Origin of the sequence: Novosphingobium sp. YAF33 (assembly GCF_052113265.1) — a bacterium.
Taxonomy (GTDB): Bacteria; Pseudomonadota; Alphaproteobacteria; order Sphingomonadales; family Sphingomonadaceae; genus Novosphingobium.
This window is the reverse complement of record NZ_JBFRCW010000003.1, coordinates 342,491-365,924: the sequence shown is the minus strand read 5'-3', so window position 1 is coordinate 365,924 and position 23,434 is coordinate 342,491. Positions and strand designations below refer to the sequence as shown.

At 62.9% G+C, this 23,434-nt stretch carries 18 protein-coding genes and 1 tRNA gene; 11 read left to right on the top strand and 8 right to left on the bottom strand.

What is annotated here, in order from left to right; genetic code table 11:
* Positions 1-58: 58 nt before the first annotated feature.
* Positions 59-871, top strand: a complete 813-nt coding sequence (locus AB4Z00_RS08905; RefSeq protein WP_442045659.1) for an SDR family NAD(P)-dependent oxidoreductase — start codon at positions 59-61, stop codon at positions 869-871.
* A 58-nt stretch (positions 872-929) separates the two neighbouring features.
* Here the strand turns inward: AB4Z00_RS08905 and AB4Z00_RS08900 are convergent, their stop codons facing one another.
* Genes AB4Z00_RS08900 through AB4Z00_RS08890 form a run of 3 tightly spaced genes read right to left on the bottom strand, consistent with a single transcriptional unit; the run spans position 930 to position 8,506 of the window.
* A complete protein-coding gene (locus AB4Z00_RS08900) occupies positions 930-2,450 on the bottom strand; it encodes a GH39 family glycosyl hydrolase (RefSeq protein ID WP_442045658.1) in 1,521 nt (506 codons plus the stop codon).
* A 36-nt stretch (positions 2,451-2,486) separates the two neighbouring features.
* Entirely contained in the window at positions 2,487-5,183 is a 2,697-nt protein-coding gene (locus AB4Z00_RS08895) for a glycoside hydrolase family 2 TIM barrel-domain containing protein (protein WP_442045657.1), read from the bottom strand.
* Positions 5,184-5,227: 44 nt separating this feature from the next.
* Positions 5,228-8,506 (bottom strand): glycosyl hydrolase, encoded by a 3,279-nt coding sequence (locus tag AB4Z00_RS08890; RefSeq protein ID WP_442045656.1) that lies wholly within the window; start codon positions 8,504-8,506, stop codon positions 5,228-5,230.
* 613 nt (positions 8,507-9,119) lie between these two features.
* Here AB4Z00_RS08890 and AB4Z00_RS08885 point away from each other — a divergent pair.
* The 3 genes from AB4Z00_RS08885 to AB4Z00_RS08875 all read left to right on the top strand — a co-directional run bounded on the left by AB4Z00_RS08885 (position 9,120) and on the right by AB4Z00_RS08875 (position 13,783).
* Positions 9,120-9,437, top strand: coding sequence for a 2Fe-2S iron-sulfur cluster-binding protein (locus tag AB4Z00_RS08885; RefSeq protein WP_314468116.1), 318 nt, complete (start codon positions 9,120-9,122; stop codon positions 9,435-9,437).
* 56 nt (positions 9,438-9,493) lie between these two features.
* On the top strand, positions 9,494-11,101 hold the full coding sequence (locus AB4Z00_RS08880) for a cytochrome P450 (protein WP_442045655.1): 1,608 nt from the start codon (positions 9,494-9,496) through the stop codon (positions 11,099-11,101).
* A 195-nt stretch (positions 11,102-11,296) separates the two neighbouring features.
* Positions 11,297-13,783, top strand: a complete 2,487-nt coding sequence (locus AB4Z00_RS08875; RefSeq protein WP_442045654.1) for a TonB-dependent receptor — start codon at positions 11,297-11,299, stop codon at positions 13,781-13,783.
* 215 nt (positions 13,784-13,998) lie between these two features.
* On the opposite strand, the gene AB4Z00_RS08870 is transcribed toward AB4Z00_RS08875, so the two are convergent.
* A complete protein-coding gene (locus tag AB4Z00_RS08870) occupies positions 13,999-14,622 on the bottom strand; it encodes a TetR/AcrR family transcriptional regulator (protein ID WP_442045653.1) in 624 nt (207 codons plus the stop codon).
* A gap of 127 nt (positions 14,623-14,749) precedes the next feature.
* On the opposite strand from AB4Z00_RS08870, the gene AB4Z00_RS08865 reads away from it, so the two are divergent.
* A complete protein-coding gene (locus AB4Z00_RS08865; RefSeq protein WP_442045652.1) occupies positions 14,750-15,073 on the top strand; it encodes a hypothetical protein in 324 nt (107 codons plus the stop codon).
* Positions 15,074-15,294: 221 nt separating this feature from the next.
* Here the strand turns inward: AB4Z00_RS08865 and AB4Z00_RS08860 are convergent.
* Together AB4Z00_RS08860 and yghU are read right to left on the bottom strand one after the other, a co-directional pair.
* Positions 15,295-15,369: transfer RNA gene (locus AB4Z00_RS08860), tRNA-Gln, on the bottom strand.
* An 86-nt stretch (positions 15,370-15,455) separates the two neighbouring features.
* Positions 15,456-16,304: a glutathione-dependent disulfide-bond oxidoreductase gene (gene yghU, locus AB4Z00_RS08855; RefSeq protein WP_134092757.1), complete on the bottom strand. Its 849-nt coding sequence runs from the start codon at positions 16,302-16,304 to the stop codon at positions 15,456-15,458.
* Positions 16,305-16,510: 206 nt separating this feature from the next.
* Here yghU and AB4Z00_RS08850 point away from each other — a divergent pair, with 206 nt between their 5' ends.
* Complete coding sequence (locus tag AB4Z00_RS08850) at positions 16,511-17,128, top strand: TetR/AcrR family transcriptional regulator (protein WP_134092758.1); 618 nt, start codon at positions 16,511-16,513, stop codon at positions 17,126-17,128.
* 87 nt (positions 17,129-17,215) lie between these two features.
* On the opposite strand, the gene AB4Z00_RS08845 is transcribed toward AB4Z00_RS08850, so the two are convergent.
* Together AB4Z00_RS08845 and AB4Z00_RS08840 are read right to left on the bottom strand one after the other, a co-directional pair.
* Positions 17,216-18,316, bottom strand: a complete 1,101-nt coding sequence (locus AB4Z00_RS08845; protein ID WP_132262351.1) for a branched-chain amino acid aminotransferase — start codon at positions 18,314-18,316, stop codon at positions 17,216-17,218.
* Between the two features lie 887 nt (positions 18,317-19,203).
* Entirely contained in the window at positions 19,204-19,764 is a 561-nt protein-coding gene (locus tag AB4Z00_RS08840; RefSeq protein WP_134092759.1) for a hypothetical protein, read from the bottom strand.
* A 47-nt stretch (positions 19,765-19,811) separates the two neighbouring features.
* Here AB4Z00_RS08840 and AB4Z00_RS08835 point away from each other — a divergent pair, with 47 nt between their 5' ends.
* The 5 genes from AB4Z00_RS08835 (at position 19,812) to leuB (ending at position 23,385) form a co-directional block, all read left to right on the top strand.
* The gene (locus AB4Z00_RS08835) at positions 19,812-20,627 is read left to right on the top strand and encodes a TlyA family RNA methyltransferase (protein ID WP_132262354.1); all 816 of its coding nucleotides are present in this window, start codon (positions 19,812-19,814) and stop codon (positions 20,625-20,627) included.
* 93 nt (positions 20,628-20,720) lie between these two features.
* Positions 20,721-21,275: a TspO/MBR family protein gene (locus tag AB4Z00_RS08830; RefSeq protein WP_442045651.1), complete on the top strand. Its 555-nt coding sequence runs from the start codon at positions 20,721-20,723 to the stop codon at positions 21,273-21,275.
* 61 nt (positions 21,276-21,336) lie between these two features.
* Entirely contained in the window at positions 21,337-21,585 is a 249-nt protein-coding gene (locus AB4Z00_RS08825; protein ID WP_442045650.1) for an accessory factor UbiK family protein, read from the top strand.
* 131 nt (positions 21,586-21,716) lie between these two features.
* Positions 21,717-22,322, top strand: a complete 606-nt coding sequence (gene recO / locus AB4Z00_RS08820) for a DNA repair protein RecO (protein WP_132262360.1) — start codon at positions 21,717-21,719, stop codon at positions 22,320-22,322.
* A 19-nt stretch (positions 22,323-22,341) separates the two neighbouring features.
* Positions 22,342-23,385 carry a 3-isopropylmalate dehydrogenase gene (gene leuB, locus AB4Z00_RS08815; protein ID WP_442045727.1) on the top strand — a complete coding sequence of 348 codons (1,044 nt, stop codon included), beginning with the start codon at positions 22,342-22,344 and terminating at the stop codon, positions 23,383-23,385.
* Positions 23,386-23,434 lie beyond the last annotated feature (49 nt).

Here is a 23,434-nt window from a genome sequence, read left to right as displayed (position 1 = left end):
GCAATTTCTACGGAAATGACCCAGTCGGGACAGGCTCGATGGATAAGGAGAAATGGGGATGCCAGTGCCAGATGTTTCGGACCATTCGATCGATCAACTGATCTCTCTCAAGGGCAGAAGCGCCGTCGTTACCGGTGCGGCCTGGGGTCTGGGAAAAGCCGCGGCGCGGCGGCTTGCAGAGGCGGGAGCTGCCGTTCTCATTGCCGATATCGATGAGGAAGCGGCGGCCGTGACCGCAAGGGAACTGGCCGAGCGGTTCTCTGCGGATGTGACTTCGACCCGTCTCGATGCCGGCGATGCAGCTTCGATTGTCGCCGCTGCGGACCTGGCGGAGAACCGCTTCGGCAAGCTGGACATCTGGGTCAACAACGCGGGCATACCCTCGTTTTCACCGCTGCTCGATCTGGATGTGGAGGAGTTCGATAACGTCCTCGCGATCAATTTGCGCGGCACCTTCGTAGGCGCCAGGGAGGCTGCAAGACGGATGATCGCAAGGGGGCAGGGCGGCGTGATCGTCAACGTCGCCTCGCTGGCCGGAGTCAGGGGGATTTCCGAAGGGCAGGCTGCCTATTGCAGCTCCAAGCACGGGGTGGTGGGCCTCACCAGGCAACTGGCGATCGAACTGGGCGCCCAAGGCATCCGGGTGCTGGGCGTCGCGCCTGGCTTTTCGCTCACCGAAAAAACCATGTTCATTGCCGACTGGGACGAAGAGACCATCAAGAATTGCCCGATCCCCGGGATCGGCACCAGCCGACTGGGCCGGGTCGGTGTGGCCGACGATATTGCCCGGGCCATTCTGTTCTGCGCATCGGACATGGCGATGTTCATGACCGGCAGCACATTACTGCTCGATGGCGGAATGGCAGCGTAAATCGCGGAGGGTCCCGGGGCAAAACCAGCCCCGGGACCCACTGCCATCGCGGCCTGGGTCAGGCGAGCTCGACAAGCGCGAGACCCTCGGCGGGCAGGTCCAGGACCAGGGTGCCGTCTGCATTCAGACGGTGCGTTTCCACCACCGGACGCGAGACCTGGCGCAAATGCGCGATCTGGGCGCGCGAAGGATAGCGGGGAGACCCCATGGCGCGCCAGGCCGGCATGGGCGATCCCCGTTCCCAATCGACGAACCGGACTTCGGCGGTCTTCCGTCCCTTGAGCCCGTCGAATTGCAACGTCATCCGCTTGGCGCCTCCGATGATCTTGCGCTCCGCGGTCATGCCGGGAATTCCTCCGGGCTGATCCACTTCGGCCAGATTCCACAGGAGCACGGAAGTCCGCCCGGTCCTGTCGCGCGATGCCAAAGCAGGCCCTTGTGCGGCGAGGCGCTGCGTCCCCAGGCGATGGAGCAGCCGGTAGGTATTGAACGAGGGCTTGGCGATGCCGTCGATCATCATGCTCCAGCCCATCGAGCCTTCCTTCAGCATGTAGCCGTCGACGCCGAGTTCCTCGTACATGCCGCTCAGCGTCCATTGTGACATGCCGGCGCAGTGCGCCATGCCATTGGCGATCACATGGGCAATCATGGCCGGGCTGTCTGACGACCATTCGGACAGCCACATCGGCTTGCCGGCGAAGGGACCGGCATCGATCGTGCGGCGGGCGTTGGCAAGGGCCTCGGGAATGACGTCATTGACGCTGCGGCGCGGACCGCCCTTTCCGAAGACGTCGTCCTGATCGTCGCCGGCATAGGCATGCGTGGCGAAGAAATCGACGGGGGCATTGTTCGCCGCGCACCACTGCGCGAAATCCCCGATCCACGCTGTCTTCGACGTTGCCGGCCCGCCGACCTGGATACGCGGATCGACCGATTTGATCGCAGTCGCCACAGCCTTGTACATTTCGAAATAGCGCTGCTTGTCACCGGTCCAGAAGAAGGAGAGGTTGGGCTCGTTCCACACCTCGAACGGCCAGCTGCGCACGGTTTCCAGCCCGTAGCGCTCTATCATGGCGGTCGTGAATGATGTGATGAAACCGGCGAACTCGGCGTCTGAAGTGGGCGGCGTGATGTTGCCGCCGTAAAAGCCGAACTGGGTTTTCCCTGAGGCGAGCTTGCCCGGCATGAAGCTGAGTTCGACATAGGGAGATACGCCCAAGTCGAGCAGACCGTCGTAGACGCGGTGGACGTTGAGCCAGTTCGGCCCGCCGTTCCTTCGCATCTCAAGAATGCTCTTTCCGAACACGCCGAGTTCGTCGTTGAAGATGCCGTGGAACCGGGCGCGCTTGAAACCGGCCTCTGCCAGCCCGAGGCGCATGTCCTGGCGCCATTCTTCGCGCATTGTGATCGCGGCGCGGTCCGAACCTACGCACTCTTCCCATACGTGAGGCAGGGGACCGGCAATCGCGCGGGTATCGACCCGGACCGTTTCGCCCGGAATATCGGCAGCTCTCGCTCCGCTTGCCGAAAGCGCGGCCGCTGCCGCGCTCGATGCCAGAAACGTGCGTCGATCAAACATGTCTCTCTCCATGGAAATTGTGGCGGCGTCCCGCGCTCACCGCGTGATCTCAATCCCGGCCAGGGCCGCGTTGCCCGAGACGCTCGAAAAATCGAGGATCAGGCGGCCGTGGAGGACGGTCACAGGAAAGGTACGAACCAGTTCCTTGAGAGGCGCTCCGGCTTCCTTCAGGAGATTGAGGCCTTCGATGACCGGTTGGCCATTGGCTTTCACGGCAAGAGACTGATCGGGCGAGGAGGTCTTGCGCGGTTCGAACAAGTGCAGGGTCACTGTCCACTGGCCGTTGGGCAGCGGGATGTCGTAGGAAAAGGCGGCGCCATCGCGCCAGTAGTCGAACAGCCCGGGATCGGCAGCGTCCACCTGACGGATGGGGGCCATCGAGCGTCCGCCAAAGCCGACAAGGTTAAGCACGACGGGCTTGCCGCCCGTCACGAAAGTGTCGGAGCCGAATTGCCGCGTGCCAAGATCGAGCCCGGCAAGGCTGCCGGCATTGATGCGCAGGCCGTTGCGCTCGACGTCCGGCCCGTTCCAACGGGCGGTATCGCGCAGCGTCTTGCCGCCTTCCGTGGCCGTCACCACCACCGTATTGGCGCCGGGCCGAAGGGAGACGTTCTTCCATTCGCATACGAATTCGGCGCAAGGCGCCGTGCCGATCGGTTTGCCATCGATCGCCAGCGTCGCGGATGAGGCGGTCGAATAGGCTTTCACGTCCATGACGGGATAGGCCCGGTCGACATACCGCTTCCCCGCGAGATGCAGGGCAGGGGTATCGCTCCATGCGACCTTGTAAAACCAGAACGCGTCCTTGCGCTCCTTGCGGTCCGCGGTGACCAGCCCCTTGTCGTTGAGGTCTACGGCATCGCCTTCGTCACGCAGGTCGCTGGAGAAGTCGAACATGGCCCAGACCCAGCTGGCAAAGACGAAATCGCGCTTGGCGATGCTGGGCCAGGTCTGCTCGTGAACCCAGGCCTGATATTCCTCGGGATGGGGACGCCCGACGAAATTGACGAAGCCGTTCCGCACATCGTCACTGTGCTGGCTGATCGCGCCGCCCGCCCCATATTCGCTCAGCGACAAGGGCAGGGCGGGGTGATCCCGGTGGACCTTGTCGAGCGTGTCGCCAAGGTCGGTCCGCGCCTGCAGCGGGTTGGGATAGTACCAACCGTAATAGCGGTTGTAGCCGATGAGGTCGGCCGTCCCTGCAAGTTTTTCGCCTGCGGTCTGGACCAGCGTCAGCCCTTCGCAGCAGTCCGCAAATGTCGTCGGGCGGTGCGGGTCTTCCTCCTTGGCGATCGCATTGAGGTGCTGGAGCAACGCCAATGGCTTGGGCGGGCTGCCTTTGACACCGAAGCCCTTGGCCGAATCCACCTCGTTGCCCACCGACCACATCAGGATCGAGGGATGATTGTAGTTCTGACGGATCTGCTCGCGCAGTTGCTGTTCGGCATTGGTCCAGAGCGCTTCCGAACCCTGCCCGCCGGAAACGCTGGGCGTGGTGACGTATGGCAGTTCCGCCCACACGACCATTCCCGCCTTGTCCGCCAGATCAGACCACGCATCGGCGTGCTGGTAGTGGGCCTGGCGAATGGTGTTCGCGCCAAGCTCCTCGATCAGGGCCATGTCCTCGGCATGTTGTTCGGGTGTGAGTGCCCAGCCTGAGCCCAGCGCGTCCTGATGGCGTGAGACGCCGTGCAGTTTCACATGCCGCTCGTTCAGGAAGAAGCCGGCATCGGCATCGAAGCGGAATGTGCGAAGGCCCAGGGGCTGGGAGACCCGGTCGAGCCGGGCCTTTCCGTCCGAAAGCGTGGAGGTGACCGAGTAGAGGTAGGGATCGGCCCTGCCGTTCCAGCGATGGGGCCGCGCGATGTTCACGTTCGCGCGCTGCTCGCTGGCTCCGGGCGCCAAGGTCACGGGCTGAACTGAGCGGGCGACGATCTTGCCGCGCGCATCGCGGATCTCGGTCGAGAGTGTCAGGTTACGCGGGGCCGCGCCTGCATTGCGCAGCTTCGTGCGGATTTCGACGGTCGCACTTTCCGGGGTGATCTTCGCGGCGTATGCGTAAACGCCTGGCCCGCCGAAATCGAGCGGATCGATCGAGGCCGCTGGAAGCTGGAGCAGCGAAACCTCGCGGTAGATGCCGCCATGCACGAAGAAATCGCCGGACAAGGGGATCACTTCGGATGTCGAACTGCCGGGTTCTACCTTGCTGTTATCGGCACTCACAACCACGAGGTTACGCTGCCCCGGCTTCCAGGCATCGGTGACGTCGAGGCGGAAGCGGGCGAACGCGCCCTTGTGCGTGCCGACATGCCGGCCGTTCACCCAGACCTCGGCCAGCTTGCCGACCGCGGCAAAGTCCAGATATTGGCGTTCTCCCGATTTCGCCGCGGGTGCGTCGACCCAGAGGCGGTACCAGCCCACGCCTTGCCGGTTGTCGGTTTCGGTGCCGCGCGTCAGCGCATAGGCGCCGATGTGGTTCCAGCTGTGCGGGACCGAGACCTGCTCCCAGCCGCGGTCGTCGAAGCGGGCATCGGTGACGGAACCAGGCGCGTCCCCGAAATGAAACCGCCAGCCCTGGGACAATGCGATCGCCGGCCTTGCGTCACCCGCTTGTGAGTCTTCCGATTGGGCACTGGCGCGATCGGGTGCCGCGAAAGCAGGCGCGGCGAATGCGGTGGCTGTTATGGCCGCACCCAGCATCATCGCCGTCAGCATTCGTTTGATTTTGCCCACTCGCCGCTCTCCTGCTTGTTTCGGCCGATTTTGTTCTTCGAAATTCACCGTTGCAGCAGCAACTGCACCGGACCGAGCAGCCCCGACGGGCGCAAAGGAGCGTCCTTCCGGTATGTCGGAGTTGCGGTCCAGGTCACTTTCTTCGCGCCGGCCTCCCCATTCCCAGGCTGCGCGTCGCCGATGAGGCGATTGACCCAAAGGTTGGCAACGCGGATCGAGAGCCGGTTCTTGCCGGCATGCATCTGCGCGCCGATGTCGATGCGATAAGGCTTGTGCCAGGCATAGCCGGCGAATTGGTCGTTCACTCTTACCTCTGCGATCTCGCGCGCCTCGCCGAGATCGAGCAGTAGTGGCTTGCCTTTCTTCCATCCGCGCGGGGCCACGAATTCCTTCGTGTAAGTGGCGATCCCCGAGAAGTAGCGGATCGACGCCTGCGTGTTCTCATTGAGCGGGGACAGTTCGGCAAGCCGGGTCTCAGGCGGCGCGCCGCGATCCTGTTCGAATGCCACGTTCCATGGACCTGCAAGGAGTGCGGCTTTCGTGAGTTCGACGGGTGCGACCTTGCGGCTGGTCTCGGCGGTGTCCTTGCGGAAAACCACATGCACGGCTTCGTCCGAAGCGAGGGACATGGGAATGGCTGTCACGCCGCCTTGAACCGTAAAGCTGACCGGTTCCGACTTGCCCGTGTCGGCGTGCCACAGTTCCGGTACCTTCCCGGTGACCCGGAAGCGCGCGGTGATCGTTTCGGTGCGATCCTTCTGGTTGGCGACGAAATAGATATCGCCTCCGGGCAGCCGGCGATGGACGAAGGGGAGCGCTGCGCCCTGCCTTCCGCCGTCGAACGCGAAATCCGGCGCGATGCCGGCTTGGGACAAGGCTCCCGCAAGGTCGGCCGCGGCGATCACCCGGCCTCGCCCGATTTCGGTAACAGGGGATCCCGGCCAGAGTTTTTCGAGCAGCGCCTGGTAGCGCGCAGGGTCTGCGGTGAGGCCCGGATCGCTTGTTGGGCGCGGGCCGATCACCGTCGCGCCGGCCTCAACCAGTTCGGCAGTCCGGACGAGAACGGCAAGGCTCATCCTGCTGGCAGAACCTCCCAGGTAGAGCACGCGGTACCGGGCGCCTCCCGTGCTGACCAGATCGCTGCCGTCGTTGGAGAGTGCGCCGAGAAGTGCATCGGCGTTCACGAAATCGAATGCGTTGCCGGCCGGAACCTCGGCGACCGGCTTGTCCCCGAACAGGGACGTCAGCGGGGCCTCTTCGCCGTAGAAATAGGCGATGTCGGCGACATTGGTACCTTGCTGAAGCAAGTGGGAATTGCGCGCGATATAGTCCATCCATGGCCGCGCGAGTTCGGCCCAGGCCTCGTTGCGGTTGAAGTCCTGTCCGAAAATGGAGAGGCGCAGGCCAGGTTTTTTGCCCTCCACCGGAACATGGACCGAGGTGTGGATGATGGGGCGATTGATGCCGGTCGCGAATTCGAGATCGATCATCCGCTTGAGGTCGCCTGGGCCAAAAGCCCAGGGCGACAGCATGGATGTCAGCGATTCCGCGGCGACGTATTTGCGGCCATAGACATGCGCGACCGAGGCCGCGCCCTTCATGTCGGCAAGATAGCTCGGCTTGGGGCCACGGTCGCGCTGGAACGACCACATCGCGGACATCGGCACGTCGGCCCATCTGCGCATCGCCATGTCATCACCGAGCAGAGGGCGATGATCTTCCAGCGCTTCGCCGTAGACGATCAGCTCATGGTCATGCGCTGTCTTGGCTATGGTCCCATAATGCTCGCTGGCAAGAAGGTCGGCCAGGGTTCGCCGAAAATCGTGGAGGAAGCGCTCGCTCTCCTGGCGCGATCCCACGATCGTCCCGGTCAGTGCGGGCATCCATGGGACGGGATCATACCCGCGCAGCCGCTTGAACTGGGCGATCATCTGCGGCGTCCAGTTCGCGGCGCCAACCTCGATGCTGTCGTTGAGGATTGCCCGGATACCTCTGCGCCCCATCAGATCGGGACCCACCGTCTGGCGGTAAGTCGCGAGATAGTGATCCATGTAGCGCCGGACTGCCTCGGCATCGTACTTGTCCACTTCAAGGCCGGTTGCCTCGAACGGAGCCGGATGGTTCATCGTGCCGACAAGCGAGTAACCGAAGCGAATGATGCGCCATCGCCCCGCGGGCGGCGTCCATTCCAGCGTGCCGTCTGGTTTCAGGCGATCGGTCAGGTCGAGGATCTTGTCCGGAGGTACGCCGGCGGAATCGGCGAGGCCTGCGTCGAGTGGGTAATAATCGGGAACGATGTCGAAACCTGCCTTGGCTTCGACGCGATTGACCCGCTCCTGGCCGGACAGTTCGATCTCGGTGATGCGGATCGACGTGCTTGGCCTTCCGCCTGAAAACCCGGCGGCCAGCGCTGACAGGTCGACACCGGCAGGCGGCGGGGCGATGTCGGGAAGGCTGCTGACTTCCTGAAAGGAGACGCGGAAGTTCCGGGCAGTCACGGGCGTGAATGCCAGCGTGGTGGGGACACGGGCCAGCGGCACATCGGTCACGGTGGTCCATTTCCCCGCCGAGACTTCCGCTTCGAGGCTTGCCTTGAGGTTGGCGCCGATGAACTTGCCCGATCCTCCGGGCACGAACAGGGTCATGGCGCGGATTGTACGGGCAGTCGGATAGCGAACGGCGAGGAGCGTTGGCCCCTTCGCTGCTTTCGCAAGGTCGATCCCGGTCTCGAAATCGCCGTCCGTCAATGTTTTCGCGTCGAGAGGCTTCCCTGAACTATCGGCAAATGCCGGAAGGGCTGAGCCCGTGCTTGCCAGTGCCGGCATCGCGAGCACTCTGACGTCGCGGTAGAATGGCGCCGGGACATCGGGCGCTTTCTCGTTGATCGTCGAGTTCGTTCCCGATGCTGCGGCTATTGATTGATACGGTCCGGTCACGGTGGGCGGGGCGGGGAGCGCAAGGGTGACGCGCTTTCCGCCGCCCGTTCCGCCGCCCAGGGTAACCTCGCTCCAGACCAGTTTTTTCATGCCATCGGCGGGGGAAACCCAAGGTCCGCCGGTTTCCGACCAGCCCGGCGAAGAGGCGATGGCCAGTTCGAGACCCAGGCGATCCGCTTCGCGGGTGGCGGCCTTGAAGGCTTTTTGCCAGGCCGGTGTCATGTAGACCAGGCGCTGATCCACGATTTGCGGACTCTGGAGGTTGACGTCGAACGACTGCGCGCCGCCAATCCCCACGCGTTTCATCCAGGCAAGATCCTTGAGAAGTCCTTCCTCGGTGATGTTGCCGTTGATCCAGTGCCACCACACGCGCGGACGGGCATCCATGGGCGGATCGGAGAAATCCGTTTCGAGTTTATCCGGTGCGCTCGGCGGGACAACTGAGCCGTCTTGCGCACATGCCAAGGATGAGCACGCAGAGATCGAAAGCAGCAGCAGCTTCAGCGCTGCCGCTTCGGATCGAAATCGCGTTCTCTTCGCCATAGATGTTTTCGCCTGACGTTCGCAGAAGCAGACATGCTTGCCTGAAGCGCATCTGCTCAACTCTCCCCACATCGCACTTTTGTGCGACAATGTGTCGCGTATAAATTGCGGGTGCAGACTGTCAAGCCGGTCAGACCGATGCGAAGCGCCCGTACTACCGCGTTATTTCATATGACCGGGTTTCGTTATCCAGATGTCCTGGCTGGCCCGGCGCGTGGCCGGAATAACGCTGCGGCGATCAAACCCGTGAAGCGGACCGCGAACGCGATCTCACCGCCAGCCCTGTCCCGGAATCCGGGTTGACGCTCTCCGGCTGCTGGATGTATGCGCCACTGTATCGCATAAAACGAAGCGCCGCTTTTGGGCGTCCACTGTCCGGTCGGGCAGCATCAAGCCGCCGACGGCGGAAGTCTCATCCAAGAGCGCACAACAAGCCAAACCTGGAGAGTGCTGAGAAATGGCATCAATCACCGTCATAGGGGCATCCGGAGAGGAACGAGTTCTCCGCGCAAATCCCGGACAGACCGTCATGGAAGTCATCCGCGACGCCGGCTTCGACGAGCTGCTGGCGCTATGCGGCGGGTGTTGCTCGTGCGCGACCTGCCATGTGCACATCGAAGCCGGCCCCACCGATGCTCTTGCGGCGATGAGTGAGGACGAGAACGACCTCCTGGACTCGTCCAGCCATCGCGGCAGCCAGTCACGCCTTTCATGTCAGCTCCAGATTACTGACGCTCTCGACGGACTTCGCGTGAAGATCGCCCCTGAAGATTGACCAGACATACAATATTCGCCGGCGAAAAGTGCGGGCACGAAACAGGAGTGGGACACATGACTGAACTGGCAGATCGGGATTACTTCACCGACCACGAAATCCTCGTCGATCCTTACGCATATTTCGAAGCGGTGAGGGGCAAGGGCAGAGTCTATCAGCCCAAGGGCAAGGACTATCTGATGGTCATGGGTTTTGAAGAAACCCTGGAAATCATGCGCAATTCGGAGGATTTTTCGGCGATCATCGGTTTGCAGGGCGCCTCGGCGCCGCTGCCGTTCACGCCGCATGGGCCCGACATCACGGCACAGATCGAGGCGCATCGCGGCGAATTTCACGGTGGCGACTTGCTGGTCAATCTGGACGACAATGCGCATGTGCAGTTGCGCGCGCTCGTCAACCGGCTGTTCACACCCTCGCGGCTCAAGGCGAACGAGGAGTTTATCCAGGCCTTCTCGGACGAGCTGGTGCGTGACGCGGTGGCGAATGGCGGCGTCGAACTGGTCAGGACGATCGCGACGCCTTTCGTCACGCTGGTGATTGCCGACCTTCTGGGCATCCCGGCCGAGGACCGGCAGAAGTTCATGGACATCATTCAGGATGCGCCGCCTCCCGGCAATCTCGACGGCGAACTTGATCTCAATGCCGAAGATCATCCGTTCATGATAATGGGCGGCTATTTCGCTCAATACGTCGCCGAACGGCGTGCCGACCCGAAGCAGGATATTCTTTCCGAGCTGGCGAATGCCGTCTATCCCGATGGCACGCTTCCCGACGAGATGGCCATCGTCAAGCTTGGCATGTTCATGTTCGGCGCGGGCCAGGATACGAGCGCGAAGCTTCTCGGCAATGCGATGCGCTACATCGTGGATCAGCCGGGCCTGCAGGACAAGCTGCGTGCCGATCCCAAGCTTGTTCCGGCGCTGATCGAGGAAGTTCTGCGGCTTGAGGGTTCGACCAAGCAGACGGCCCGTCTTGCGCGCCGTGACACGAAGATCGGCGATATTCCGGTACCGGCGGGGACCAAGATCATGCTGTCGATCGCTGCTGCGAACCGCGACCCTGCGCGCTGGGAAGATCCCCAGACTTTCAAGCTCGATCGGCCGAAAATCCGCGAGCACGTTGCCTTCGGGCGCAGCGCCCATACTTGCGCAGGCGCGCCGCTCGCGCGGGTGGAAGTGCGGATCATTCTGGAGAAATTGCTCCAGTACACTGCCGACATCGATCTCGATGCTGAAGTTCACGGCCCGCGGGGAGCGCGCAAGCTGGACTTCGAGCCGAGTTTCATCATTCGCGGGCTTTCGGAACTTCACCTCAAGCTGACACCGGCGGCGGGGGTCGACCTTTCGCCTGCCCGCTCGCCCATGATCCAGAAGTCGGTACCGGCATCCGGCCCGCGGGGGGTGCCGCCCGCGCCAGTTTCGGTCCCGGTCTCGGTGCCGGTCGCCGGGTACTCCACCGCCTCAACCAGGTTGGCAAAGCTATTGTCCGATCCCGGGGCCAAGGCCGTGCTCGATCAGCACTTTCCCGGGATAACCGCAGACAAGCGGATCGGTATGGCGAAGTCGATGACCCTGCGCGCGATTCAGAAGTTCGCGCCCGGCCAGTTTACCGACGAAGCGCTTGATGCCGTCGATCGGGATCTGGCCCTGCTGCCGGTAGATTGACCCTGCCATTGAGAAGCGGGGCCGGGGGAATCTCACGGGGTTTCCGCCGGCCCGTTTCCAATGGCCCGACGCGCCTACTTCGCCAGAGCGAACGGATGATCCGAATTCAGCAAACGGATTGACCAATGCGATAGTGTGGCGCACAAAAATCAGAATAAAAAAATCGATAGGGAAGGGGATTCGATGCGTAGGAAAATGGCGCTGACGTTCGTGGGAGCGAGCACGCTGGCTATGGCCGTGCCGGCGATCGCTCGGCAGGACCAAACGGCCGCACCGCCTGACCCCACCGACGCATCAGTGGCAAACGAAATCATCGTTCAAGCCCGTCGCCGTGATGAAAGCCTGCAGGATGTGCCACTGGTGGTGAATGCCGTCACCTCGGAGGCGATTTCCAAGTTGAACATCCGCAATTTCACCGAGATCAGTTCGGTCGTTCCGGGTCTTCAGCTGACGCCCAACGCCAACGGCATCGGGACTTCCTCATCACTTCGCGGCGTCAATCACGACGTGAATGTGAGCGCCGAAAACGGCACGATTCAGTATTATCGCAACGATGCGCCGGTACCGTCGAATTTCGTCATGCAGACGATGTACGACGTAGGGCAGATCGAAGTGCTGCGGGGGCCGCAGGGCACGTTGCGCGGCCGGTCGACGCCCTCCGGTTCGGTCACCGTAACCACGCGTGCGCCCGACCTCGTCGAAGCGGGTGGCTATCTTGCCGGAACGCTCGGTTCGGCTGGGGCGGCCAATTTCAATGGCGCCCTGAACATTCCTGTCATCTCGGATGTGCTGGGCGTGCGCGTGGCAGGCATTCACAGCAAGGATCGCGGCAACCGCGTGACCAGCCTGAATAGTGATGAGAAGCCTCGCAGCGAGACCAATGCAATTCGGGCGGCTGTCCGCTTCGAACCGACGCAGTGGCTTCGCCTGGGCTTCCTGTACGAAGCGATGCAGACTGACGGCACACGCTTTGACCAGGTGCGATCCGTCAGCGGGTACGATCCCGACTATGTGCCGACGACCGGTGCACCCGACTATGGCACTATCGGCTTGAACGACCGGCTGTCGGTTCAGTCCCGCCCGAGTACAACCCAGCAGAAGTTCCAGTTCTACAACTGGAATGCGGAAGTCGACGTGTTGGGGCAGCGCCTCATTTACGTCGGCTCGGCTACTTCCCAGAAGTATCACAGCTATGGCGTCCGCGATCTTGCGAATTTCTTCCCGGATCTCGAAATTGCGCAGATTGCGGACACCAAGGGAACGACAAGCAGCCATGAGGTGCGCTTGCAGAACCTCGACCGGGTAGCCGGGCTGTTCGACTACGTCGTCGGATACTTCCACTATCAGGTACCTTCGCAGACCAACCTCCACGATCTCAGTATCACTCAGCTTCGACTGGCCGGCCTCGGTATTCCCATCGCCGCCCCAAGCGTGACCGACACGCCGATCTACATTGCAAAGGGGACGCCCAAGGAAGACTCGTTCTTCGGTAACCTGACATTCCATCTCACCGAATCCACCGAGCTTTCAGGCGGACTGCGGCGGATCCATTTCACGGATAACCGAGACGGCCTGTTCATCAGCTGCACGCCCGACATGTATGCCGCCGGTGGTTGCACGCGCCAGAACGGTACGGAATCGGACGTCAGCGAGAACACCACGATCTACAGCGCAAGCATCAAGCATCGTTTCACGCCGGGGCTCATGGTCTATGCCTCCACCGGCAGCTCGTGGCGCCCACCGGTTGTGGCCATCGGCGATTTCACGCATGCCGAATACACGGCGAACGAAGTCGCGCATATCTCGCTGCCTTCGGAAAGCTCGAAGTCCTACGAGGTCGGCTTGAAATCGGACTGGTTCGACCGCCGGTTGCAGTTCAACCTGACCGCCTATCATCAGGACTACAAGAATTACCCTTATCGAGCGGGCGGTGCCGGTATTGCCTATATCGACATCAACTCGGCGGGCGCCCCGACGATCGGCAATTTCAATTTCGTTAGCGCGGTTCCGATCAAGGTGAACGGGATCGAGGTCGAACTGGCATTCACGCCAACGCCGCGCTGGAATCTTGGTGCAACTCTCAACTTCGCTCGCAGCCGGATCGGCAATGCTCTGCTGGCCTGCACGGATGCGCTCGACAACCAGACCGGCGCTGTAGGCTCTGACGGCATTCCCGATACTGTTACGCCCACCCTGGCGCAAATGCAGCAGGCTTACAGCGGCGAACGCGTGGCGCAGTGCCCGGGCGGCGGTCAATCGGCAACCTTCCAGCCCGAGTGGTCGGGTGTATTAAGGGCCGAGTATACTTTGCCGGTCGGCAACAAGATGGATGGTTATCTGCGAGGACTGTTCAGTTGGAAGGGCAAATCCAAGACGGACCCGAACAATGCGTTCGACGACGTCAAGGCTTACGGCCTGTTGAACCTGTTCGGCGGTCTGCGATCGCAGGACGGGGCCTGGGAAGTGTCTGTCTACGCCAAGAACATATTCGATACGACGAAGCTCATTAGTCAGGATGACCGCGCCCAGTTCACCTCCGTCACCGACGTCTTTCTCAGGCCGCCGACCTTCAGTGTATCGGGTATCGGATCGACGGTTTACTCCAGCCGCTATGCGGGTGTTTCGGTTACCGCTCCTCGCGAATTCGGGGTGACTTTCCGCGCAGCAATCGGCTCGCGTTAAATGATTTCCGAGCGGAAGGGCTTTGGGTTTTCCAGACCCCGGCCCTTTCGACTTCGGATTGTGTCGCTCTCGCTTGGGAGTGACGCCTCCGACTAGAAACGATGCCGGGCAGGGAGGATCCGCGATCGATCTTCGAGATTTGGTCTCTGAAAAGCACCGTCACCTCAAGCAGCGAGCCTGGGAACCGAGCACCGATCCTGGGAACGATGTATGCCTCAATCGGGCGCCATGATCGAAGTCGAAAGGAGCCTGTAGAGGATCTTGGCGATCTCAGAGACGCTGTAGGCATCTTCGGGTTGGCCAACCCACCAAGCAAGCGTTTCGGCGATAAGCGAGGCAGCGCAGATCGTTCCAAGCTCGGTAGGGAGCCAGGCGTTGATGGGCTGTTCCTCTTTTGCCACGACCATGGATACGCGAAGCCATTCCTCGCGCATGGCACCGCCGGCTCCGCCGTTGAGGAGGATGGCCCAGAGCGCGCGGTGGTCGGCAACGTAGCCGCACAAGGCTTGAAACCCGGCCTCGTAGCTTTCCGCATCGCGGATGGAGAGCGTCAATCGGTTGAGATGCGCAATCTCGTCTTTCGCGATGGCGCTGAGCAGGGCTTCCTTGGTCTCATGATGGCGAAAGAACGTGGCGTAATGGACCTTGGCTTCAGCGCAGATGTCGCGAACGGTGATCTGATCGAAGGGCTTGCGCTGCAGCAGTGCCAGCATGGCTTCCTGCAGCGCCTTGCCCGATCGCACGGCGCGGGCATGCGTGGATCTTGATGATGCCAGCGGCCCGGCTTTATGCGATGCTGTGTCGCTCAACTTGCGATTCGGTTTGCTGTTCTCGGCCATCCTGTCGTGTGTGACGCAAGATCGCTGGTCAACGCAAGCACTGCCGGCCGACCCTGACAGCCCTCAAAGGGTCAAAGGGACGTTCGAAGCAGCAAAGTGCAAAATCACTGAAGAGAGGACTACCAATATGCTTCGTAAATTTCTACTCGCCGCAACGTTTGCGGCTGCCATCACGGCTCCGCTATCGGTCAATGCGGCCGAGCCCGCAGCTGTCTCCGCTCCGGCAGCAGCCCTGTCGACTTCAACGACCTCTATCGGGACCTTGCTAGACAATCCCACGACCAAGGCCATTGTCACGAAGTATCTCCCGGATCTTGTGAGTAACCCCCAAATCGAGATGGCACGGGGTATGACGCTGAAGCAGATTCAATCGTACTCATCCGACACCGTCACGGATGAAGTCCTCGAAAAGATCGACGCAGAACTCGCGAAGCTGCCCGTGCAAAAGTGACCCCATCAAGCCTCCGGCCACCGCGTGACCGGAGGCTGTCCCAAACGGAATGCTACGCGGGAGATTCATGGGCAGTCTTCGACGGAGGGCCAGGGCGGTGAGCAATCGTTCGGTCAGAATGATCGACACTCCGGCCTTGCCGTCGCGGATCCAAAACCTGCCTGGTCCAGTTTGCTGCTTCTGAGACCCTCGGACCCATGTTGGTCGAATGGGTCAAATACTGGCTGGGGCGGCAGGATTCGAACCTGCGAATGCCGGTACCAAAAACCGGTGCCTTACCACTTGGCGACGCCCCAGCAGGGATTGCGCGCTTAGCGGCTAAAGCCGGCGCTGAAAAGCCCTTATCGAGCACTTTTCCCGCGCCGGCTTTATGGGGAAGCGATCAGCCCTTCAGCACGGTGTCGATATCCGCGGCACTGTGGCGTTCGCGGACGAAGCCGTCGCCCTTGCGATTGACGATGCGGCCGCGCTGGACCGCCTCGCGGGCGCCGACTTCCTCGCCCCAGCGGATCAGGTTTGTATAGCTAGGAACGTCCAGGAAGCGCGCCGCATCGCCATAGGCATCGCCTCGCACGAAGCTGCCGAACCAGCCATAAGCGGCGATATCGGCGATGGTGTAGCTATCGCCCGCCAGGTATCGCGTTTCGCCGAGGCGCTTGTCGGCCACGTCGAACAGGCGCTTGGTTTCCATGGCATAGCGATTGATCGGATATTCGTATTTCTCCGGGGCATAGGCATAGAAGTGCCCGAAGCCGCCGCCGATCAGCGGAGCCGTGGACATCTGCCACATCAGCCAGGACAGACACTCTGCGCGCTCGGGATAAGCGGCCGGCACGAACTTCCCGAACTTTTCCGCGAGGTAGAGCAGGATCGCACCCGATTCGAACACGCGGACCGGCGATGCGCCCGAGCAATCCAGAAGAGCGGGAATCTTCGAGTTCGGATTGACCGACACGAAGCCCGAACCGAACTGGTCGCCTTCGCCGATGTCGATCAGCCAGGCGTCGTACTCCGCCTCGGCCACGCCTGCTGCCAGCAATTCTTCCAGCATGATCGTGACCTTCTGCCCATTGGGAGTACCCAGCGAGTAGAGTTGCAGCGGATGCTCACCGCGTGGCAGGTCCTTCTCATGCGTGGCGCCGGAGATGGGCCGGTTGATGCTGGCCCATTCCCCGCCATTGCCCTTGTCCCAGGTCCAGACGGCGGGCGGCGTGTAGGTAAGGTCGGCCATGAGCAACTCCTTGATGTGTCGGGCGCACATCTAGGAAGCGCCCCAAGGCACGACAAGGCCGCCGGTCAATTCGCTTCGGTAATGGGCAGCAGGCGACATATTCACCGGAAGAGACCTCGACTTTTCGCGAATGTCATTTTAAATCAATTGCCTAGAGTGATATTGCGGCCTTATCCGGTCGCGCCGGGAAGACAGGCAGGAAGCGAATGAGCAAGACGATCGACGCGCCGGCAGCTCCATTGGGCAGGCGTCAGCCCACGCGTCGCCGCAACAAGGGCTTCGAGGAAACCCACGCGCTGCTGATCGATACGGCGATCCGTCTCATGTCGGAAAAGGGCACGGAGGCGCTGTCGCTGTCGGAAGTGGCGCGCGAGGCGGGTGTGAACCGCACGACCGTCTATTATCATTTCGAAAGCCGCGAGGCGCTGCTCACGGCGGTGCGGGCGTGGTCGGCCAACCAGCTGGCCGCGGCTTTCGCGCCTTCGGACACCATGGAAAACCGCACGCGCTTCATCACGCGCTTCGTGATCGAAAAACCGGAAGTGATCGCGCTCTGGACCGAGGAATTCCTGGCGCCCGGGCGGGCGGCGGAACGCTATCCACATTGGGAGGCGCTTGTCGAAGGCCTGCGCGGCGAGTTCAGCGACGATGAGGATCTGGATGCCGAGGCCTTCGCCACGTTCCTGCTGACCTGGGCGATGATCGGACCGCGGGTCTATCGCAACAGCGTGCGGCCCGATCTCTCGCTGGACGAAACGATCGAGCGGCTGACCCGGACCCAGATCGCCATGCTGCGGCGTATCGGGGTGACGCCGGGTCGCTGAGGGCAGGCGAAATCGGCGGGGTGTGGAAAGCGGAGTCCGGAGGCTAACCCCCGGACTCCCGCATTATCGGCCGTCAGATGGCGGCGATCAGGAAACCTTGCGGATCCAGCCGTGAGTATCGGCAGCTTCGCCGCGCTGGATCGACACGAGCCGGTTCTTCAGCTTGGCCGTGAGCTGGCCGGGGCCGCCGGAGCCGATGGTGAATTCACCGTCGCGGCCCGAAACCTTGCCGACCGAGGTGACCACGGCTGCCGTACCGCAGGCGAAGGTTTCGATCAGCTTACCGGAATTGGCATCGTCGCGCCACTGGTCGAGGCTGTACTTGCCTTCCTCGACCTTGAGGCCTTCCTCGCGCGCAAGCTGGAGCAGGCTGTCGCGGGTGATCCCGGGGAGGATCGTGCCGGTGAGGGCCGGGGTGAGCAGCGTGCCGTCCTCGAACACGAAATAGAGGTTCATGCCGCCCAGCTCTTCGATCCACTTGTGCTCGGCGGCGTCGAGGAAGACGACCTGGTCGTGGCCGCGCGAGATGGCTTCGGCCTGGGGCACTAGGCTGGCGGCGTAGTTGCCGCCGCACTTGGCCGCGCCCGTGCCGCCGGGGGCCGCGCGGGTGTAGTCGGAAACCCAGATCGAGACGGCCGGAGCGCCGGACTTGAAGTAGTTGCCCGCCGGGCTGGCGATCACGATGAACTTGTACTGCTTGGCCGGGCGCACGCCGAGGAAGGCCTCGGTGGCGATCATGAACGGACGCAAGTAGAGCGAGGCGCCTTCGCCGGCCGGGATCCACGCGCGGTCGATCTTCACGAGGCGTTCGATCGCCTCGACGAACAGCGCTTCGGGAAGTTCCGGCATCGCGAGTCGCTGGGCCGACTGGTTGAAACGGGCGGCGTTCGCTTCGGGGCGGAACAGCGCGACCGATCCATCGGCCTGGACGTAGGCCTTGAGGCCCTCGAAGATTTCCTGGGCGTAGTGCAGCACAGAAGCGGCCGGATCGAGCGCGATCGGCTGGCGCGGTCCGACGACGGCATCGTGCCAGCCCTGACCTTCGGTCCACTCCACGGTCACCATGTGGTCGGAGAAGTTCGTGCCGAATCCGGGGTTGGCAAGCACGGCCTCACGTTGCTCCGCGCTGGCGGGCGAAGGGTGGGGCAGGGTGGTGAAAGTCAGGCCGGCATCGGCGAGGGTCGCCATCGAACTAGTCCTCTTGTGTGCGTTTCCGGAGCGCGTTGAACGAAAATTACGCCCAAGGCAACCGAAAAGTAATTTTGATACGCGTGCAAGGCGCTTTACTGCCCGGGGAAAGCGGTAAAGCGCGAAAGTCCGGGTGTCCGATGGACGTCCAGACTTACCGTGTCTCTGCCTTAGCTTCGGGAAACGCTGGAGGGCCAGCGGGAAATTCGCTTTTTGGCATTCAGGCCGGTCAAGTCTGAGCCAGGAGAGCGATGCCGAGCTTACGATCCGCGGCGGGATGTTGCTGGCAGTCGTGCGGCTGGCAGACGTTCAAATGAGAAGGGCCGCCCCGGTTGCCCGGTGCGGCCCTTCGCATGGTCAGCGGCCGGGAAGTGCCGCCAGCGAAAGCCTTTATCGCTTCATCAAGATTTAGCGATAATGCCTCGCGACGGAAATTGCCGACCTCTCTGCTGAACCATGAGACATCGGATCACCTCCTTTCGCGCTGTTAAGCCAGGGTTGCCACCTTGGATCTTGCACCGAGGCAGCTGGACTTCAGTAACTCCCGGGCGCGTTTCCCAGGTCCCGCCGTCCTGTGAAATTTGTGTCCGATTCCGCAGCGCACAACAAGCCTTGCAATCATCTTTTTTGCGGTCATTATCGAGGCTTCGGGCTAGTTTTCCCCAGCCTGGATGCCCTGTCGAAGGGCCGTTTCTGGGGGCTGAAAACTGCGGCCTGCAACCTTCTGAAATCGCCGCAAAACCTCTTCGAATCGCGAGGAATTCCTGTCTCAGTGGTCGGATGATTCCCGGTCACTTGTGCGCACAAGTCTGGTTCCTGCGCGGCAAGCCGCGCGGCCGTCCCGTGCCGAAGGACGCGCTTCGACACGGGACGGCTGAATCCTGCGGTCAGCGGCAGTCTTCGATGACCCTGGAAATTTCCGTCCAGCTTGGAATGTAAAGCGGCTGCATGCCCTGCGCCTGGACCGCGAAACGGCCGCGGCTGAAGGCCATCGAATCGAGCAACCGGTCGCGCGCGGGCAAGTCGACCTGGACCCCGCCACTGACGGGATGGGCGGCGACGGCGCGAGTCGTGTCGGATGTGGTGATCGAAAGGGAAACGGGGCCGGCCGAAGTGCCGCTGCGGAACAGGGATATGGTGGAGGAGGCGCGATTGCAGCGGATGCCGAAAATGCCGTCGGCAAAGCTGGCTATTCCCGGACTGGTGATGCGCCAGTCGCCCGGCGTTGCGGGAGAATCGCGCCAGTCTGCGGGTGGCGGCGGCGGGGCCGGGGGCGGCGGGGCGGCCGGCGTCGGTGCCGGGCGCGGGGCCTGAACGGGGGGCTTGGCTGCCGGAACGCAAGCTGCGACAAGCACCAGCGCGGTCAGCGAAGCGGCTGTCAGCACCTTGCGGGGCAACTTGCGGGAGAACGAAAGGGCGTCGGTGCGCCGGCGCGGATTTGCCTTCATTCCCCCGGTATGGAATGAGGCGCGGCTCATCTCAAGTGTGCAAAGCCATGACTGACCCGTCCGAACCCCGCCCCGTCGATAAGAAAGCAGGCGCCGCGCCGCGCCAAGCGACTCGTCCAGCGCCCCGCATAGCCAAGTCCCGCGTCGATCAGATGCTGGTGGATCGGGGCCTGGCGGAGAGCCGCACCCGGGCGCAGGCGCTGGTACTGGCAGGGCTGGTCTTTACCGGCGAAACCAAGGTGGCCAAGCCGGGCCAGAGCTTGAAGGCCGACGCCCCGCTGGAAGTGCGCGGGCGCGACCATCCCTGGGTTTCGCGCGGCGGAATCAAGCTGGCGCATGCCATCGAGCATTTCGATCTCGACCCCACCGGCGCGGTCGCGATGGACATCGGCAGTTCGACCGGCGGCTTCACCGACGTGCTGCTGACCCACGGCGCCGAACGCGTGTTTGCCGTGGATTCGGGCACTAACCAGCTCGCCTGGAAGCTGCGCCAGGATCCGCGCGTCACCGTACTGGAGCAGACCAGCGCGCGAATCCTGACGCCCGAGCAAATCGACGCGCCGTGCAACTGGGTGGTCTGCGACGCCAGCTTCATCGGTCTGTCCAAAGTGCTGGAAGTCCCGCTTCGCCTCGCGGCGCGCGAATGCCGTCTGGTCGCCCTTATCAAGCCGCAGTTCGAAGTGGGCCGCGGCGAAGTGGGGAAGGGCGGCGTGGTGCGCGAACCGGCGCTTCATGAGCGGGTCTGCGCCGAAGTCCGCGAATGGCTGGAGGCCGATGACTGGGTGATCCAGGGCATCGTCGAAAGCCCGATCAAGGGGCCGGAAGGCAACGTCGAGTTTCTCGTTTCGGCACTGCGGGGATGATTTTCCCGGCGGCGAGCGATTGCACCGGCGGCAAGCTCGTTACACAACCCGCGCATCTTCGCGGTTTATCCTGATTCGGGAGTTGTTAAGGGAATGAACCTGATTGCCTCGTCCGGCCAGTTGCGCGCCAGCCYGCTGCGCTGGGCGCTCGTGCTCGTTCCTCTGGTCGTGCTGCTGGGCTTCGTTTCCGGCCGCGTGGCGCAGAGCGGGCCGGGCAATCCCTGGTTCGACGCCCTGGTGAAGCCCGGCATCTATCCGCCCCCGATCACGTTCCCGGTCGTCTGGACCGTGCTCTACGTGCTGATGGGCTTGGCCCTTGCGATGATATGCGCGGCGCGCGGCGCGCATGGGCGGGGACTGGCGGTGGTCGCCTTCGCCGTGCAGTTCGCGCTCAATCTCGCCTGGAGCCCCGTTTTCTTCGGCGCGCACCGAATGACGACCGGCCTGATCGTGATCGGCCTGCTCGATCTGGCCGTCCTGGTGACGATCGTCCTTTTCGCGCGAATCCGGCCCGTCGCGGCGCTGCTGCTCGTGCCTTACCTCGCCTGGATCTGCTTCGCGACTTATCTCAACTACGCCTTCCTCCAGGCCAATCCCGCGCTCGACGGTGCGGAAGGGCCACGCGCAGTCGAGCGTTTCGAGATCTGAACGGTCCGGAAATTCGCCGGAAGCTCTTGCGCGCCTCCGCGCAAAATACCAAATAGGCGCCATGCAAAGCGAAAACCCCTTCGTCGCCGATTTCGTCAAGATGATGAACAGTGCTGCCGGCACGCTCGCAGGCGTCGGCCGCGAAGCCCGCGACAGCGCGCGCGAGCGCATCAAGGAACTCATGGGCGACATGGATTATGTCACGCGTGAGGAGTTCGAGGCGGTGAAGGAACTCGCCGCCACCGCGCGCGGCGAAGTGGAAACGCTCAAGGCGCGCATAGAAGCGCTCGAAAGCAAGTCGGGCCAGTAAAAGGCCTGGGTGACACCATCCTGGAAACGGGCCTGGAAACAGGCATGAAGCGCGGGGGAATTTCCTCCGCGTTTTGCATTGGGCGTGCGGCGCTTGTGGTGTCCGCACCGCGCTGCCGCTAGCGGCGAGCCATGCAGCTTCGCGCACCCGCCATCGTCTGCGCTGCCCGCCCTCACGGCGAGACGGCGGTCATCGCCCGGATGCTGACGTCCGAGGCCGGGATCGTCGCTGCCTATGTGGCAGGCGGCCGGGGGCGCGAACTGCGGCCGGTGCTGATCCCCGGTAATGCCGTGGAAGCGGATCTGCGCGCGAAAAGCGATAGCCAGCTTCCCTTCGCCCGCATCGAACTCGTCACCAGCCGCGGGCCCTGGCTCAGCGAGCCGCTTCCCGCCGCGGCGATCTCCTGGGTGACGGCGCTGACCGCCATGGCGCTGCCGGAGCGCCAACCCTACCCCGCGCTCTACGACGCGCTCTGCGCGCTTCTGGAGGCGATCTGCGTGGCGCCCTCGGCCAGGGGCTGGGCGTTGCCGCTGCTTTCCTACGAGGTCCTGCTGCTGCGCGAACTCGGTTACGGCGTACCTGTCGCCCGTCCCCAGGACGACGACTGGGGCGCGATACTCACCACTTTCGACCGCCTCGGCCGTGAGCTTTCGCGCTATCCGCTTGCCGATCGGCGTGGAGACGCTATGGGGGCGCGCGTCCTGCTGCGTGAGCGGCTGGCACGGATTCATGGCTGAGAAGCAAGCGGAGAACGACATGCGCATCGCAGTATTTGCAGGAGACGGGATCGGTCCCGAGGTCACCGAGCAGGCAGTGCGCGTTCTCGAAAAGCTTGAACTTCCGGGTCTTGAGCTTGTCGAAGGCGATGTCGGCGGCGCGGCCTACTACAAGCATGGCCACCCGCTTCCTGCCGAAACGCTGGAGATCGCGCGTTCGGCCAAGGCGATCCTGTTCGGGGCCGTGGGCGATTTCTCCTGCGACCATCTCGAACGCCAACTCCGCCCGGAGCAGGCCATCCTCGGCCTGCGCAAGGAACTCGGCCTCTTCGCGAACTTGCGCCCGGCGCAGGTTTTCGCAGGCCTTGAGGACCTGACCACGCTGCGTCCCGAAGTCGCCAGCAAGATCGACCTGCTGATCGTGCGCGAACTCAACGGCGACGTCTATTTCGGCGAAAAGGGCCTGCGCACGCTGGAAGACGGCCGCCGCCAGGGCTGGGACATGATGTCCTACGCCGAGGACGAAGTGCGCCGCATCGCGCATGTCGGCTTCAAGGCGGCGATGGGCCGCGGCAAGAAGCTCTGCTCGGTCGACAAGGCCAATGTGCTCGAAACCTCGCAGCTCTGGCGCGACGTGGTGATCGAAGTGGCCAAGGAATATCCCGAGGTCGAACTCACCCATATGTACGTCGACAATGCGGCGATGCAGCTGGTGAAGAACCCGGGCCAGTTCGACGTGATCGTCACCGGCAATCTCTTCGGCGACATCCTTTCCGACCAGGCCTCGATGTGCGTGGGCTCGATCGGCCTGCTGGCTTCGGCCAGCCTTGCCGAGGGCACGTACGGCCTCTATGAGCCGATCCACGGTTCGGCGCCGGACATCGCGGGCAAGGGCCTTGCGAATCCGATGGCGACGATCCTTTCGGCGGCGATGCTGCTGCGTCACTCCTTCGGTCTCGAAGCCGAAGCTGCGCGGATTGAGGCTGCCGTCGCCAGGACTCTGGCCGATGGCATCAAGGGCGGCGATCTGGGCGGTACGGCCGGCACGCGAGAAATCGGTGACGCGGTCGTCGAACGGCTGTAAGATCGCCTACCGTTCGGACCAAAAAGGTTTATTCAGGATTACCACCTAT